This is a genomic window from Quyinboa ferrireducens, assembly GCF_042436675.1.
In the GTDB taxonomy this organism is placed as follows: Bacteria; Bacteroidota; Bacteroidia; order Bacteroidales; family UBA5342; genus JBHJHP01.
This window is the reverse complement of the sequence record NZ_JBHMVA010000005.1, coordinates 117,299-132,981: the sequence shown is the minus strand read 5'-3', so window position 1 is coordinate 132,981 and position 15,683 is coordinate 117,299. Positions and strand designations below refer to the sequence as shown.

The 15,683-nt window shown below is 40.5% G+C and carries 12 protein-coding genes; 10 read left to right on the top strand and 2 right to left on the bottom strand.

What is annotated here, in order from left to right:
- Positions 1-1,617: a M20/M25/M40 family metallo-hydrolase gene (locus tag ACE01N_RS09830; RefSeq protein ID WP_380587826.1), complete on the bottom strand. Its 1,617-nt coding sequence runs from the start codon at positions 1,615-1,617 to the stop codon at positions 1-3.
- A gap of 142 nt (positions 1,618-1,759) precedes the next feature.
- Between ACE01N_RS09830 and ACE01N_RS09825 the strand changes: the two genes are divergently transcribed.
- Positions 1,760-2,698 (top strand): hypothetical protein, encoded by a 939-nt coding sequence (locus tag ACE01N_RS09825; RefSeq protein WP_380587823.1) that lies wholly within the window; start codon positions 1,760-1,762, stop codon positions 2,696-2,698.
- A 386-nt stretch (positions 2,699-3,084) separates the two neighbouring features.
- Here the strand turns inward: ACE01N_RS09825 and carB are convergent, their stop codons facing one another.
- Positions 3,085-6,321, bottom strand: a complete 3,237-nt coding sequence (gene carB / locus ACE01N_RS09820; protein ID WP_380587820.1) for a carbamoyl-phosphate synthase (glutamine-hydrolyzing) large subunit — start codon at positions 6,319-6,321, stop codon at positions 3,085-3,087.
- A 174-nt stretch (positions 6,322-6,495) separates the two neighbouring features.
- Here carB and ACE01N_RS09815 point away from each other — a divergent pair, with 174 nt between their 5' ends.
- From ACE01N_RS09815 to ACE01N_RS09775, 9 genes are all read left to right on the top strand, one after another.
- Positions 6,496-6,957 carry an arginine repressor gene (locus ACE01N_RS09815; protein WP_375729630.1) on the top strand — a complete coding sequence of 154 codons (462 nt, stop codon included), beginning with the start codon at positions 6,496-6,498 and terminating at the stop codon, positions 6,955-6,957.
- A gap of 34 nt (positions 6,958-6,991) precedes the next feature.
- On the top strand, positions 6,992-7,639 hold the full coding sequence (locus tag ACE01N_RS09810; protein ID WP_375729629.1) for a GNAT family N-acetyltransferase: 648 nt from the start codon (positions 6,992-6,994) through the stop codon (positions 7,637-7,639).
- 14 nt (positions 7,640-7,653) lie between these two features.
- A complete protein-coding gene (locus tag ACE01N_RS09805; protein WP_375729628.1) occupies positions 7,654-8,850 on the top strand; it encodes an argininosuccinate synthase in 1,197 nt (398 codons plus the stop codon).
- Positions 8,851-8,853: 3 nt separating this feature from the next.
- The gene (gene argC / locus ACE01N_RS09800; RefSeq protein WP_380587814.1) at positions 8,854-9,819 is read left to right on the top strand and encodes an N-acetyl-gamma-glutamyl-phosphate reductase; all 966 of its coding nucleotides are present in this window, start codon (positions 8,854-8,856) and stop codon (positions 9,817-9,819) included.
- 190 nt (positions 9,820-10,009) lie between these two features.
- Positions 10,010-11,146, top strand: a complete 1,137-nt coding sequence (locus ACE01N_RS09795) for an aspartate aminotransferase family protein (RefSeq protein ID WP_380587811.1) — start codon at positions 10,010-10,012, stop codon at positions 11,144-11,146.
- Positions 11,143-11,946: a pyrroline-5-carboxylate reductase gene (gene proC, locus ACE01N_RS09790; protein ID WP_380587808.1), complete on the top strand. Its 804-nt coding sequence runs from the start codon at positions 11,143-11,145 to the stop codon at positions 11,944-11,946. The genes ACE01N_RS09795 and proC overlap by 4 nt, the downstream gene beginning before the upstream one ends.
- 1 nt (position 11,947) lies before the next feature.
- Complete coding sequence (gene proB, locus ACE01N_RS09785) at positions 11,948-13,021, top strand: glutamate 5-kinase (RefSeq protein ID WP_380587806.1); 1,074 nt, start codon at positions 11,948-11,950, stop codon at positions 13,019-13,021.
- Positions 13,022-13,264: 243 nt separating this feature from the next.
- Complete coding sequence (locus ACE01N_RS09780; RefSeq protein WP_380587804.1) at positions 13,265-14,515, top strand: glutamate-5-semialdehyde dehydrogenase; 1,251 nt, start codon at positions 13,265-13,267, stop codon at positions 14,513-14,515.
- Between the two features lie 121 nt (positions 14,516-14,636).
- The gene (locus tag ACE01N_RS09775) at positions 14,637-15,590 is read left to right on the top strand and encodes an N-acetylornithine carbamoyltransferase (RefSeq protein ID WP_380587800.1); all 954 of its coding nucleotides are present in this window, start codon (positions 14,637-14,639) and stop codon (positions 15,588-15,590) included.
- Positions 15,591-15,683: the final 93 nt, after the last annotated feature.

Here is a 15,683-nt window from a genome sequence, read left to right as displayed (position 1 = left end):
TTATTTAAACACATTTCCATTTGCAATTTCCCAAAGCTGAATATAGGCTGATTTTATGATCAGTTCCATATTGTCGTAGGCAATTTCACTGGTTTCATCCCAGGGTTGATGATAGTCGTTGTGCCAGCCCGCGAGAAAATAACTTACAGGTATTCCTTTCATTGAGAACGATGTGTGATCACTACCGCCTCGCGGCAATGAACGAGGAGAGAAGTTGATCTTAAGTCCAATATCATATGTTTTCAGACCTTCTTCAATGGTGGACTGCAGTGCAGGAACAGACCCGGTGTAAACCATTATGGCTTTGTGTCTTATGGTATCTCTTTCGTCAAGCCTGCCTATCATATCAAAGTTTATGTAATAAAGTACTGAATCGGTGGTAGGATGATTGGCAAAGTACTTCGATCCCAGCAAGCCTTTTTCTTCTGCGGTCCATGCAGCAAAAATCATGTTGTATTTTGGTTTGATCCCACTTTCTTTAAACGCCTCTGCCAGCATCATAACTGCTATGGTTCCTGATCCGTTATCATCAGCCCCATTGTAAATTCTGCCATCGTAGGTTCCCAGATGGTCGTAATGCGCACCAACAACAACCGACTTTGTTGTGTCTTCTCCTTTGATAACCGCCAGTACGTTTTTTACTTTGATAAGTTCTTCTTCTTTGTCCACAATTAGATTCAGAGTTTTAGGATTTTTGTTTTTAAGTCCGGCTTCAAGGTTGTTGATCCGAAAATTATAAAAATCCTCAACTGAATAGTCCGATCCTGCCAGCAGAGCACTTCCGGCACGTTTGCTCACTTCAAGTATAACCAGTTTATCTTCTGTCGACTCCGGTATCCGGTATCTGTGTGCGGTCACGCCCCAGGGTTTGTCTCCTTCGTACCATTCGCGGGAACTGTACTTGTAGATGTTGCTTTCCACGATTCCGGGGAAATCTATTGTTGGATTTATAAAAATCACGGCAACAGCACCGTTTGTCTTTGCCAAATCAACTTTATCCTGTTCCAGTTCCGATACATTTATATTTTTGCCTGCATTGGTAAAATACCTTGCCAGTTCTGAGTCTTTATCCATGTAACCCGGAAATCCGCGAAGTACAACTACAATTTTGCCTTTAACGTCTAATCCCTTGTAAGCATCATAATTCAGCCTGGCATTTTTAAGGCCATAACCCACAAAAACATAGGAATGGTTCAGCGCAAAGGAGGAGGAATATCCTGAAATTATATTAAAATCCGTTTTTGCCGGAAAGGAAAAGGCATTTGTGTTGTCTTTAACGGTTAGTTTACCCTCAAACGATCTTGGCGTTTTGATCAGATCAAATGTCTGGAAATAATCAACATCCTTGTCTTGCTGATACCATAAATTCTGATCCGGATTCAATGCGTCGCCTGGTTCAAGTCCGGCATACATAAACATGGAACGGATGTATTCTGCAGCGGACTCAATTCCTCTCGTGCCAGGTTCCCTGCCGTTTGTCCAGTCAGAAGCCAAAAATTGCAGCTGTGCCTTAATCTTTTGTTGGGTGATGCTGTTGAAGCCTCTGTCGAATACTTCTTCCTGACTAAATACATTGAATGATATGAAAATCAGAAAGAGAGAAAAGATCTTTTTCATAATACCAAGTTAAATGAGGTATTAAATATACATAATTCTTTTATTGTTTGGGTTTATGAAAATCACTAACTTTCGGTTGAATTAGCCTGAAGGTTATGTCAACTATTAAAGAATATAGAAAATTTCTTGCCTGGGAATAATTATGAAAAGGTTTTTTTATTTATTGATATTATTTGTTGTTTTTACTTATTGGAAAAGCTTTTCAAATACAAAAATTAATACAGGAGAGGTCAATAATGACTCAATTCTCATAAGTGGTTATATTGATTCACTGAAATTTATTGAAAATGATTTTGATGTAAATTATTGTTATATAGACTATAACGACTTAATGTATAAAATTGCGGAATACAAACTCAATGCAATACCAATACTTTTAAAAAGCGTAAAAAATAATTGTGATTTAAACTTTAAAAAGAATGTCCTTTTAACCATATATTTAATAGGTACCGATGGATATCAATATAAATGTTTGGAAAAATTTAAGAATAAAGAGGCGCGTGATGCTATTTTAGAATTTTTAACGTACGATGACTTAAGAATGTATGTTTATAATCTTTTAGTTAGAGATCCAAAGATTAGTGATGTTCCTGTTTTGATGAAGTATATGTGTGATGAAAATAATTTAAATAGGTTATTGAATTTACTTGACTTTTATGATTTTGAAAGTTTTCCCTTCAATATTTATGCTATGAAAACTTTGTTTTCTAATATCCCGTGCAAGATGATTCCTTATAAATATAGCCATGAAGGCAATATTACCGATATTTATTTGATCAAGAAAAATAATTCTAGACTAGCGAGATTAAGTAAATCAATTATAAAATCACCTGAATGGAAGAACATACATTCTGATCCTGCATTATCAAATCCTAACGATTCCATATTAGACTTAGAATTAATAATGAATATGGTCTATAAATTTAAAGTCGGTAGCCTGTCAGATTATTTTTTTGATTATGATGGTCAAAACTTATACATTCATGATGTTCACTCTGCAAGAGATCTTTGGATAGCGTGGTATGAAAACAATAAAAATTTGATTGACTTTTCGGATTTTAAAAGCGAATGCATAAAATGATTATTATTTAAAATCACATACCCTGCGTTCGGCGTAGCTTCCAAGCTACGTCGTTTTAAATAACTAAGCTCCAACTTAGTTAATATTGCTAATTGCTTAATAAAAACGGATTGAATGTTGTAAATTTGATACGTTATCTTAGATCGAACTCACGTTACGTATGATTTTGGAAAATGATGCTTATGTTTTTCCAATTTCATGCTTATGTTTTTTTAACGCTGCGGATGATTTAAGCTTAACTTTTGCTTGGCGTAGTTTCCAAACTACGTCTAAAAAATACTAACCTTCAGCCTACGCCAAACCTTAGCATAAAAAAGAGACCGGAATAAATCCGGCCTCAGTCCTAAAAACTAATAGTTAATATTGCGATTTCAGGGGCTTCAAAATCATTTATAGTCGTTCCAGCTTTTTATGGCAATATCAGCCTCACTCATTTTACAGAATGCGTAGATAAATGCACTTGCCAGGCGGGCATTTGTAATCAACGGTATGTTGAAATCAATGGCACTACGGCGAATATAGTAGCCGTTATTCAGTTCACCCTGTGTCAGGTTCTTTGGAATATTAACAACCAGATCAATTTTTTTCTGTTTCAGATATTCCAGTGTATTCGGATGTTTGTCCGGTTCATCAGGCCAGTGTAGGTGCGTTGATTCTACGCCGTTTTCTTCAAAGAAACGATGTGTTCCTGCTGTTGCAAAAATGTTGTACCCTTTTTGTTTCAGCATACGTGCGCTTTCCAGAAGTTCCAGTTTTGAACGTGCCGGTCCCGAAGAAATAAGGATATTCTTTTTAGGAATATTATAGCCTACCGACAACATAGCCTGCAGGATGGCTTCGTAATAGTTTTCCCCGATACAACCAACCTCCCCGGTTGAGGACATGTCAACTCCCAGTACCGGGTCAGCCTTTAACAGACGCGTAAACGAGAACTGAGGCGCTTTGATTCCCACATAATCCAGATCGAAAGCGCTTTTTGATGGTTTTTCAACATCCTGTCCCAGCATAACTTTGGTTGCCAGTTCAACAAGGTTCACCTTTAATACTTTGGATACGAACGGGAAGCTTCGTGAGGCCCTCAGGTTACATTCAATAACTTTAATATCGTTATCTTTTGCCAGCAACTGCATATTGAACGGCCCTGTTATATCCAGTGCTTTTGCAATGCTGCGCGATATTTTTTTAATCCTGCGAATGGTTTCGATATACAGTTTCTGTGGAGGGAAAACAATGGTTGCATCACCCGAGTGAACACCGGCAAATTCCACATGTTCAGAGATGGCATATGCAACAACTTCACCATTTTTTGCGACAGCATCTATCTCTATTTCTTTGGCCTGTTCTATAAATTCAGAGACCACAACCGGGTACTGTTTGGAAACATTGGCCGCCAGTGTCAGAAAGTCTGCCAGCTCATCCCTGTTCGATACTACATTCATGGCCGCACCGGATAGTACATAAGAAGGTCTTACCAGAACAGGGAATCCAACTTCGTCCACAAATTTGAATATATCGTCAATGCTGGTCAGCTCTTTCCATCTTGGCTGGTCAATACCCAGTTCATCAAGCATAGCAGAAAACTTCTGGCGGTTTTCGGCATTATCAATCTTAACCGCAGATGTTCCCATTATCGGAACATTTTGGTTGTGAAGCCTCATGGCCAGGTTGTTGGGGATCTGTCCGCCCACAGAAACAATCACTCCTTTCGGAACTTCCAGGTCGTAAACATCCAGTACGCGTTCGAATGACAGTTCATCAAAATAGAGCCGGTCACACACGTCGTAGTCTGTACTTACTGTTTCCGGATTGTAGTTAATCATGATGCTTCTGTGACCTTCATCATGAATGGTCTTTATAGCCGTAACACTACACCAGTCGAATTCCACCGAACTACCGATGCGGTATGCCCCGGATCCCAAAACGATGACAGACTGATCATCTTTGTAGAAATCAATATCGTGTGCACTTGCTGAGTAGGTAAGGTACAGGTAATTGGTCTGTGCAGGGTATTCACCTGCCAGAGTATCAATTTGTTTTACGAACGGTGTAATGCCTCTCGATTTTCTGTAATTTCTTACATCAATTTGCTGTTCTGCTATTTTGTTTGCCGGGCTGTTTAAAACTTCTCTGGCCAGCTGGAAATCTGAAAATCCCAGTTGTTTAGCCCGGAGTAGAAGTTCGTCTGAAATATCTTCAATCTTTTTATACCCGTTCAGTTCCTTCTTCAGATCAGTGATATTCTGAAGCTTCTGCAGGAACCAGTGATCAATTTTTGTTAATGCATGAATTTTTTCAAGACTGTATCCTGCCTGTAATGCTTCAGATATGGCAAAAATACGTTGATCAGTAGGTTCTGATAACTCTTTTTCAACATCATCTGTAAAGAATTTCTGGTTGGAGACAAATCCGTGCATGCCCTGGCCAACCATACGCAAACCTTTCTGAATGGATTCCTCAAAGGTACGGCCAATAGCCATAATCTCACCAACACTCTTCATGCTTGAACCGATCTGTTTTGAGACGCCTGAAAATTTATTCAGGTCCCAGCGCGGAATCTTACAAACAATGTAGTCCAGTGCTGGTTCAAAACATGCAGTTGTTGTTTTGGTCACTGAGTTTTTAAGTTCGTGCAGACCGTAACCCAAGCCAAGTTTGGCAGCCACAAATGCCAGCGGATAACCGGTTGCTTTGGATGCCAGCGCTGAAGAACGGCTCAGTCGGGCATTTACCTCAATCACACGGTAATCTTCAGAATTCGGATCCAATGCATATTGTACGTTACATTCACCTACAATTCCAATGTCACGTATAATTTTTATGGCGATCTCTCTTAATTTATGATATTCACTATTCGTGAGTGTCTGTGAAGGCGCAACAACAATACTTTCGCCTGTATGAATTCCAAGCGGGTCAAAGTTCTCCATGTTACACACCGTGATACAGTTGTCGTACTGGTCGCGTACCACCTCGTATTCAACCTCTTTCCATCCTTTCAGTGATTCTTCCACCAAAACCTGAGGTGAGTATGCAAATGCTGTCTGGGTTAGTTTGTAAAGCTCATCATCGTTTTTACAGAATCCGCTACCCAGACCACCTAAAGCATAAGCAGCTCTTACAATAAGCGGATAGCCGATTGTTTTTGCCGCTTCCATCGCTTCTTCCACATTATAACAAGGAATACTGACAGGCGTTTTAATGTCAATTTTTCGAAGATTATCCGCAAAAATTTTGCGGTCTTCTGTATCAATAATGGCCTGAACCGGAGTTCCAAGAACCCGGACATTATATTTTTCAAGAGTGCCTGCCTCAAATAGTTTAACACCACAATTAAGTGCAGTCTGACCACCGAAAGCGAGCAGGATCCCATCAGGATTTTCTTTTTTAATAACTTGTTCTACAAAATATGGGGTAACAGGTAGAAAATAGACTTTATCGGCAATATGTTCCGAGGTTTGAACTGTAGCAATATTCGGGTTGACCAAAACTGTGTAAATTCCCTCTTCCCTTAATGCTTTCAACGCTTGAGACCCGGAATAATCAAATTCTCCGGCTTCTCCGATTTTTAGCGCTCCGGATCCAAGAATAACTACTTTTTTGGTTTCCTCTAACAGTTGATTTCCCATGAATGAATTTTGTTTTTTGGATGATAAAATAGCGAGTTCAGAGCCCACTGTTTTTTGAGTTTTTAACGCTTTAAAAAACCTGCCGCAAAAATATAAAAATATTTGCAAAATTGTTGGCTGGTTTTAAAATAAATGAATAATTTTGCATCGATTTTGAATATTTATTCATTTTTTGTGAAACAGAAAACAGAGCGGTTGTTAGCTATCAGGGAAGTCATTCTGGAAAGTAAGGTAAGTAATCAGGATGAACTTCTAAAACTCGTTCAGGGTAAGGGGTTTGATTTGACCCAGGCAACCCTGTCGCGTGACCTGAAACAGCTGAAAGTTGCCAAGGTTCCGCTTCCGGAAGGGGATTATGTATATACTATTCCGGGGGTTAAGAACATTTCTGATGAGGCAGGAAACCGGTTTATGGCACAGGGATGGCTCTCTATAGAGTTTTCGGGAAATATGGCCGTTATTAAAACCAAACCAGGATTTGCCAATGGAATAGCATCCATAATCGATTTGCGTGGAGCATTTGAAATTTTAGGAACTATTGCCGGAGACGATACCATATTGGTTATATTGAAGGAGGGATTTTCCAAATCGAGTGTGATGACTGTTTTTTCGCTTCTGTTTCCAGGGATTAGTTAATTAGAGGTTTTACTTAGCTTTTGGAGTTATAAATATGAAACCCGTTGAAGTAAAAGTGGCAAGTGATGAGCATCTGGTGTTTGTGGACGATATTTTATCCACAATAGCAGCAGCTGCAAAGGTGAGAGGGACAGGGATTGCCAAACGGTCTCCGGATTATATCGCAGATAAGATCAGGGAAGGGAAGGCGATTATTGCTCTTCATGAAAATAAATTTGTAGGTTTCTGCTACATCGAAACGTGGCAGGGTAAAAAGTTCGTGGCCAATTCCGGTTTGATTGTGGCTGATGATTTCAGAGGGCAGGGAATTGCAACAAAAATCAAGCAAAAAGCATTTCAGCTATCGCGTGAGAAATTTCCGCAGTCTAAATTATTTGGTTTAACCACAGGATTGGCTGTAATGAAAATAAATTCAGAACTTGGGTACAAACCGGTAACATTTTCTGAGTTAACTGAAGATGATTCGTTTTGGAAAGGTTGTGAAAGTTGCGTAAATTACGATATACTTTTAAGAACAGGTCGTCGGCATTGTTTGTGTACCGCAATGTTATTCGATCCTACAAAAGACGTGAAACCGGTAAAGGTTGAGGAAACTGTTCAGAAATCACGTGAGCGGTGGCATAAGTTTAAGGAACAACTAAAAAAGAAAGCAAAGAATACAGGAATATTTTCCCTGTTTTAAACCCGGAGTAAAAGATGAAGGAAAAGGTTTTATTAGCGTTCAGTGGAGGTTTGGATACCTCGTTTTGTGCAAAATATCTTTCGGTTGATAAAGATCTGGAAGTATATACTGCTGTAGCCAATACGGGAGGATTTTCTGACAAGGAACTGGCAATTATAGAAGAAAAGGCTTATAAACTGGGTTCTGTAAAACATGTAACACTGGATGTAACGGATCAGTATTACAAAAACAGCATCCGCTATATGGTGTATGGTAACGTGTTACGTAATGGAACCTATCCCATTTCTGTAAGTTCTGAACGTGTTTTCCAGGCCATCGCCATTATAGAATACGCCAAACAAATAAAGGCCGATTATGTGGCCCACGGTAGTACCGGCGCAGGAAACGATCAGGTAAGGTTCGATTTGACGTTTGATGTATTGGCCCCCGAAATAAAGATTCTGACACCTACGCGTGATATGACCCTGACAAGGGAATATGAAATTAACTACCTAAAGGAACATGGTGTTGTGGCCGACTGGTCAAAAATGGAATACTCCATTAATAAAGGCCTTTGGGGAACCAGTATTGGCGGTAAAGAAACATTGACATCAGAAAAAACGCTTCCGGAATCTGCTTATCCGACCCAAATGACAAAAAACGGGGAGGAAAAATTGGTGATCACTTTTGAAAAAGGTGAAGTAACAGGTGTAAACGGAACCAAATTTGAAAACCCGGTGGATGCAATCCGTAAGATAGAGGAACTGGCAGGGCCTTGGGGCGTTGGCCGCGATATGCACATTGGCGATACAATTATTGGAATAAAAGGAAGGGTAGGTTTTGAAGCTGCCGCTCCGATATTAATTATAAAAGCACATCAGATGCTTGAAAAACATACGCTTTCCAAGTGGCAACAATACTGGAAGGACCAGATTGGGACCTGGTATGGTATGTTTTTACACGAATCGCAGTACCTGGAACCATCCATGCGCGACATGGAAGCGTTCCTCGAAAGCACTCAAAAACATGTGAGCGGTGATGTAACAATTAAATTACGTCCTTACAATTACGTGTTGGTTGGTGTTAAGTCCGATTTCGATCTGATGAAATCAGAGTTTGGAGAGTACGGCGAGGTAAATAAGGCATGGAGTGCTGATGATGTTAAAGGATTTACAAAGATTCTGGGTAATCAGATGAAGATTTATCAGAGTGTTGTAAAGAAAAACAGTTAATTGATGATCAGAACGGGAATTATAGGTGGAGCCGGATATACTGCCGGAGAATTAATACGAATATTAATGCATCATCCTGATGCTGAAATCGTATTTATTCATAGCAACAGTAATGCGGGAAATCCTGTAACTAATGTTCACACAGACCTTCTTGGGGAAACGGAACAAACATTTACAGACGAGCTGAACTTTGATTCAGTCGATGTAATTTTTCTTTGCATGGGGCATGGAGCGTCAAAGACATTTGTGGAATCTCATGGGATTCCGGAGCATGTAAAGATTATTGATTTAAGCCATGATTACAGGCTTAACGGCGATCACGACTTCGTGTATGGATTGCCGGAATTACAAAAGGAGGAAATAGTAAATGCAAAACACATTGCAAATCCGGGGTGTTTTGCTACTGCTATTCAGCTGGCTTTGTTGCCATTGGCAGCAAATTTAATGCTGACCACAGATGTACATGTTCATGCTGTAACCGGATCTACAGGTGCAGGACAGAAACCAACTGCAACCTCCCATTTTAGTTGGCGGAACGGAAATATTTCTGTTTATAAGGCATTTGAACACCAACATTTGGGCGAAATAAACCAGTCACTGGTTCAGCTGCAGAGCAGTTTTAACAAGGACCTGAATTTTGTTCCGGTTCGCGGGAACTTTACACGTGGAATTTTAGCATCTGCTTATACAACGGTTAAGTCAGATCTTGAAGATGTTGTAACTTTGTATAAGGCGTATTACAAAGATCATCCGTTTGTAATCGTAACCGACAAAAACCCTGATGTGAAACAGGTTGTAAATACCAACAAGTGTTTGTTGTATTTGCAGAAATACGGAGATAAACTGCATGTCGTGAGCATTATTGATAACCTTGTGAAAGGTGCTTCGGGACAGGCAGTTCAGAATATGAATTTAATGTATGGATTGGAGGAGACCACCGGTTTATGGTTAAAAGCAACGGCTTTCTAGCATATCTTTAGTTGTTAGTTTTTCATTTGACTTGTGTTTGTTTAGTGTGTTTCTTGTAAATTGGGTTTTTAGTTGTTTATATACCCAAAAAATGCTTAAAAGTCTGCGCGGTCTTCTTCAATCTTTTTTATAATACTCAACAGGTTGTTTCATAGTTTATGAAGCAACTTGTTTTTTTAAACTTAATGCAATGAATCTTTTTGATGTATATCCTCTGTTTGATATTGAGCCTGTAAAAGCCAAAGATGTCTATGTGTTTGATAAAAAAGGAACACAGTATCTTGATTTATATGGCGGTCATGCGGTCATTTCTATTGGTCATTCGCATCCGCATTATATAGGTTTGATCACTAAGCAACTAAACAGCATAGGATTTTATTCCAATTCGGTGCAAAACAGTTTGCAGACTGAGCTGGCTCAAAAATTAGGAGAACTGTCAGGATATGAGGATTACAAACTTTTTTTATGTAACTCAGGTGCCGAAGCTAACGAGAATGCACTTAAACTGGCTTCTTTTCATACCGGACGAAAGAAGGTGATTGCCTTTAAAAAAGGGTTTCATGGACGTACTTCTGCGGCTGTCGCCGTAACGGATAATCCTGGCATTATTGCGCCAATCAATGATGCACATGAACGGGTGTTGTTTGAACTCAACGATATTGATTCGGTGGTTGCTGAACTGGGAAAAGGTGATGTGGCAGCTGTAATTATTGAGGGTATTCAGGGCATTGGCGGGATTAATGAACCGTATCCCGAATTTCTGGTCAACCTTCAGAATGCCTGTCATAAAAACGGAGCTGTTTTGATTTTAGATGAGATTCAGTCTGGTTACGGACGAAGCGGGAAATTTTTTGCGCACCAGTACAGTCCGGTTCTGCCTGATGTTATCACTATAGCAAAAGGCATGGGAAATGGTTTCCCGGTGGGAGGTGTTTTAATCGGCCCGGAGTTTGAAGCCAAATACGGTATATTGGGTACGACGTTTGGCGGGAATCATCTGGCATGTGCAGCGTCTATTGCAGTATTGGATGTGATAAAAGATGAGATGCTGGTGGAGAATAGTTTTGAAGTTGGAAATTACCTGATCAATGAACTGAAATACATAGAGGGAATTAAGGAAGTGCGCGGTAAAGGATTGATGATCGGGATTGAATTTGAGGAGGAAATCAAACCAATCAGACAGAAACTTTTATTCGAAAATCATATCTTTACAGGAGTTTCAGGAAAACACATCATCAGGCTTTTGCCTCCCCTGACATTGAAAAAGGAAGATGCGGATTATTTTCTGGATGTATTCAAAACACAGCTTAAAAATTTAGGATCATGATATTTAACAAAGTAGCCATATTAGGATCGGGAAATCTTGGGTTTTCCATAGCTCAGGGACTGGAATCTGCAGGTTTATTCACCAAAGATTCTATGTCGTTGGCAGAAAAAAATGCCCACAGAAAGGCTTCGATAGAAGCAATGGGATATAACATAACAGATAATTCATCTGAAGCTGTTAACGGGTGTGACCTGATCATACTTGTGGTAAAGCCCTGGCAAATTGACGAACTGATTGATGAAATACGTGATGCGATTGATTCGGAGAAACAGGTTATTGCATCCTGTGTAACAGGAGTAACCTCGGGGCATATTTATAAATTGTTGGACCAGACAATGCCTTTTTTCAGGGTGATGCCAAATACCGGAATCGCCGTAAAGGAATCCATGACCTGTATCTCTTCGTTCAATGCCAGTAATGATCAGATCAGTTCCATAGATAAGTTATTCCGTACATTGGGACAGGTAATTTTTATACCAGAAGAACAGATGCCTGCTGCAACAGCTATTGCGGGCTGTGGAATTGCATTTGCGTTGCGGTTTATCAGGGCTGCCATTCAGGGCGGTGTGGAAATTGGTTTTGGTGCCGATGATGCCAAGTTGATGGCTGCACAGATTGTGAAAGGAGCTGCAGAGCTGATTCTGGAAAACAATTCACATCCTGAAAGTGAAATTGATAAGGTAACCACGCCTAAAGGTGTAACCATTACCGGCTTAAATGAGATGGAACATGCAGGATTCAGTTCCTCCATTATCAGGGGAATTCTGGCATCGTACAATAAAATTGAAGTGAATAAATAAGATGTTTAAGCGGGTTGCCATAAAAGTTGGATCGAATGTGCTGGCAGGCGGGAACGGAACGCTCAACAAAGAGGTGATGGCCCAGCTTGTTTATCAGATGGCTCACCTTAGAAAAAGGGGCATTGATCTCATTCTGGTTTCTTCGGGCGCTGTGGCTGCCGGCAAAGGTGTAATCGGTAACTTCGCAAATGGCGATATTGTTTCACAGCGTCAGATCTGGTCTTCAGTCGGACAGGTAAACCTGATTAACAGCTATTCATCGCTTCTGGATATTTACCAGTTAAAATGTGCACAGATACTGGTTACCAAAGAGGACTTTCGCGACAGGTTGCATTATCTGAATCTCAGGAATTGTCTGACAAGCCTTTTGGATCATGGCATTATCCCAATCATCAACGAAAACGATGCGATTTCTGTGACAGAACTGATGTTTACCGATAACGATGAATTATCGGGCTTGATTGGTTCCATGACAGATGTGGAAGCACTTTTTATTCTGAGTAACATTGATGGCATATTTAATGGTGACCCGAAAAATCCGACATCGATTGTTATTCGTGAGGTGGAGTCTTCGGATGCTGATCTGTCGGAATTTATAACGGTTCAGAAATCAAGTTTTGGCCGTGGTGGCATGAAAACCAAGTATAATATTGCGCAGAAAGCGGCCAGTCATGGCATGGAGGTTTTTATTGCGAATGGACTGAAAGAGAATATTATACTGGATATTATTGATGAAAAGCCTGATGTGGTATATACACATTTTAAGGGTGTTTCAAAGTCCAGCCCAATTAAAAAGTGGATTGCGCATTCGGGAGAATTTACCAAAGGTAGAATTCTGATTAACTCCGGTGCCAGGGAGGCCCTGAAATCCAATCACGCCACCAGCGTACTTCCGGTTGGCATGACCGGTATTGAAGGGAACTTTAAAAAAGGCGACCTGATAGATATTGTTGATGAAACCGGGCAAAAAGTCGGACTGGGTCGCGCTATGTATGGTTCTGATAAAGCTCAGAATGTAATTGGTGTGAAGGGGGAGAAGCCGATTATTCATTATGATTATCTAATATTGACGTAAGTTAAATAGTTGTAAGTTGTAAGTGATAAGTAGTAAGTTGCAGGCCTACGCTTTTTACCCCTAACCCCCAAGGGGGAACAGCCAGCACACTGTGCATAGAGTTCTCCCCTTCAGGGGAGTCAGAGTGGGGAGTGTTGGGATATGTTATAGACGATTCCCATTCGATTGGAACTGTTTATTTTTAGTATTTAATCCTGATTCTTGTGTTGTGATACCTGATACAGGAATTATGAAATAATTCGTATGCAAAACAAAAAAATATTTGAGGCTGTATTAAAAGCCAGCAGATCATTGCCTTTAATGAGTGAGGCGGAAATTAACCAGGTACTCTTGAAAGTTGCCGATGCTGCCGAGGCGAATAAAGATTTCATCTTACAAGAAAATAAAAAGGATTTGTCACGGATGGATCCGGAAGATCCGAAGTATGATCGGTTGTTATTAACTGCTGAAAGAATCGATGGCATTGCAGCTGATATACGCAATGTGTCAAAGCTTAAGTCACCGTTGGGGAAACAGTTGATGGAAACCGAGCGCCCCAATGGGATGAAAATATCTAAGGTGACAGTCCCTTTTGGCGTAATCGGAATCATTTATGAAGCAAGGCCAAATGTCTCGTTCGATGTGTTCTCGCTTTGCTTTAAGTCAGGAAATGCCTGTGTGCTGAAAGGTGGAAGTGATGCAGCTGATTCCAACAAGGCCATTGTTAAAGTAATTAAAGATGTTTTGATCGCAGAAGGTGTAAGTTCAGACATTCTTCAGCTGCTGCCGCCGGACCGCGAATCGACAGCCGAACTGCTGAATGCACACGGTTATGTGGATCTGTTGATTCCAAGAGGTAGCGCGGGTCTTATCAACTATGTACGTGAAAATGCCACTATCCCGGTTATTGAAACCGGAGCAGGCATCTGCCATACCTATGTTGACAAAGCTGCCGATGTTCAAAAAGCAGCCGATATTGTGTTTAATGCGAAGACCCGTCGCCCAAGTGTGTGTAATGCTTTGGACTGTATGGTAATTCATAAGGATAAGCTGGGCGATCTTCCAAAAATTTGCGATCAGTTGAAAAACGAAAAAGTAATTATTTATGCTGATCCGGAAGCCTATTCAGAACTTAAGGAAAGTTATCCGGCTGATTTGCTGAAAGAAGCTACTCCTGAAAGTTTTGGTACTGAATTTCTGTCGCTCAAAATGTCTGTAAAAACGGTTGATTCATTCGAAAATGCGGTTGAATATGTTTCGGATCACACCTCGAAACACAGCGAATGCATCGTGAGTGAAGATCAGGAAGCCATTGAAAGGTATTTGAAGGTGATTGATGCCGGTGCGGTTTATGCCAATGTATCAACAGCTTTTACCGATGGTGCTCAGTTTGGTCTGGGAGCTGAAATAGGGATCAGCACGCAAAAACTGCACGCACGCGGCCCGATGGCCCTGGAAGAGCTGACGAGTTATAAATGGATTGTGAAGGGAAACGGTCAGGTCAGACCAAAATAGTTTTCATTCTGTAAAAGTTATAAAAAAGAAGTATCAACAAAAGAGTACTGACGCAACATAATTATTTTGTCTTATATATCTTATGTCTTGTGTCTTGAATCTTGTATCTAATAAATAAACAATGAAACAATTTACTTCCGTTAAAGATATTGGTAATCTTAAAAGTGCCGTCAAAGAAGCTTTTATAGTCAAAGAAAATCCATACGCCGATGTGAGTCTTGGAAAAAACAAGACCATGGTGTTGTTGTTTTTTAACTCCAGTCTGCGAACCCGCTTGAGTACACAGAAAGCAGCTATGAATCTCGGCATGAACGTGATCGTACTGGATATCAACCAGGGCGCCTGGAAGCTTGAAACAGAACGGGGCGTGATTATGGATGGCGATAAACCGGAACATATTCTGGAAGCCATTCCGGTTATCGGAAGCTATTGCGATATTATCGGGGTGCGTTCCTTTGCCGGACTGCAAAACAAAACGGAAGATTACAACGAGGTCATCCTGAGTCAGTTTATTAAATATGCCGGTGTTCCGGTGGTCAGTATGGAATCATCAACCATGCATCCCCTGCAGGCTTTTGCTGATGTTGTGACCATTGAAGAATACAAAAAAATTGAACGGCCTAAAGTCGTTTTATCCTGGGCACCTCATCCAAGAGCGCTTCCCCAGGCCGTGGCCAATTCATTTGCGGAATGGACGCAGGCAATGGATTATGAGGTGGTGATTACGCATCCGAAAGGGTATGAACTGGCTCCCGAATTTGTTGGGAATGCACGGGTAGAGTATGATCAGGACAAAGCATTTGAAGGGGCTGATTTTATTTACGGAAAAAACTGGTCAGCCTTTAATGATCAGGATTACGGTAGAATTCTGAGCCAGGATAGGAGCTGGACCATTGACGAACGTAAAATGGCCTTTACCAATGATGCTAAATTTATGCACTGCCTTCCGGTTCGCAGAAATATGATTGTAACGGACGGGGTGATTGAATCGGCTAATTCTATAGTGATCCAGGAAGCAGCTAACCGTGTTGTTTCTGCTCAAACAGTTATCAGAAGAATGTTGCAGGAATTATAACCATATAAATTATCAGGAACGAGGGCTCTTAAAGGGCCCTTTTTTGTTTTTATTCGGTTAATCGGATTAAGAATTTACCTTAATTCTTTACCT

Coding starts and splice junctions, on each gene's coding strand:
- ACE01N_RS09830 (WP_380587826.1), bottom strand. CDS start 1,617: ATGAAAAAGATCTTTTCTCTCTTTCTGATTTTCATATCATTCAATGTA.
- proC (WP_380587808.1), top strand. CDS start 11,143: ATGATATTTAACAAAGTAGCCATATTAGGATCGGGAAATCTTGGGTTT.
- carB (WP_380587820.1), bottom strand. CDS start 6,321: ATGGGAAATCAACTGTTAGAGGAAACCAAAAAAGTAGTTATTCTTGGA.
- ACE01N_RS09795 (WP_380587811.1), top strand. CDS start 10,010: ATGAATCTTTTTGATGTATATCCTCTGTTTGATATTGAGCCTGTAAAA.
- argC (WP_380587814.1), top strand. CDS start 8,854: ATGATCAGAACGGGAATTATAGGTGGAGCCGGATATACTGCCGGAGAA.
- ACE01N_RS09825 (WP_380587823.1), top strand. CDS start 1,760: ATGAAAAGGTTTTTTTATTTATTGATATTATTTGTTGTTTTTACTTAT.
- ACE01N_RS09810 (WP_375729629.1), top strand. CDS start 6,992: ATGAAACCCGTTGAAGTAAAAGTGGCAAGTGATGAGCATCTGGTGTTT.
- proB (WP_380587806.1), top strand. CDS start 11,948: ATGTTTAAGCGGGTTGCCATAAAAGTTGGATCGAATGTGCTGGCAGGC.
- ACE01N_RS09775 (WP_380587800.1), top strand. CDS start 14,637: ATGAAACAATTTACTTCCGTTAAAGATATTGGTAATCTTAAAAGTGCC.
- ACE01N_RS09805 (WP_375729628.1), top strand. CDS start 7,654: ATGAAGGAAAAGGTTTTATTAGCGTTCAGTGGAGGTTTGGATACCTCG.
- ACE01N_RS09780 (WP_380587804.1), top strand. CDS start 13,265: ATGCAAAACAAAAAAATATTTGAGGCTGTATTAAAAGCCAGCAGATCA.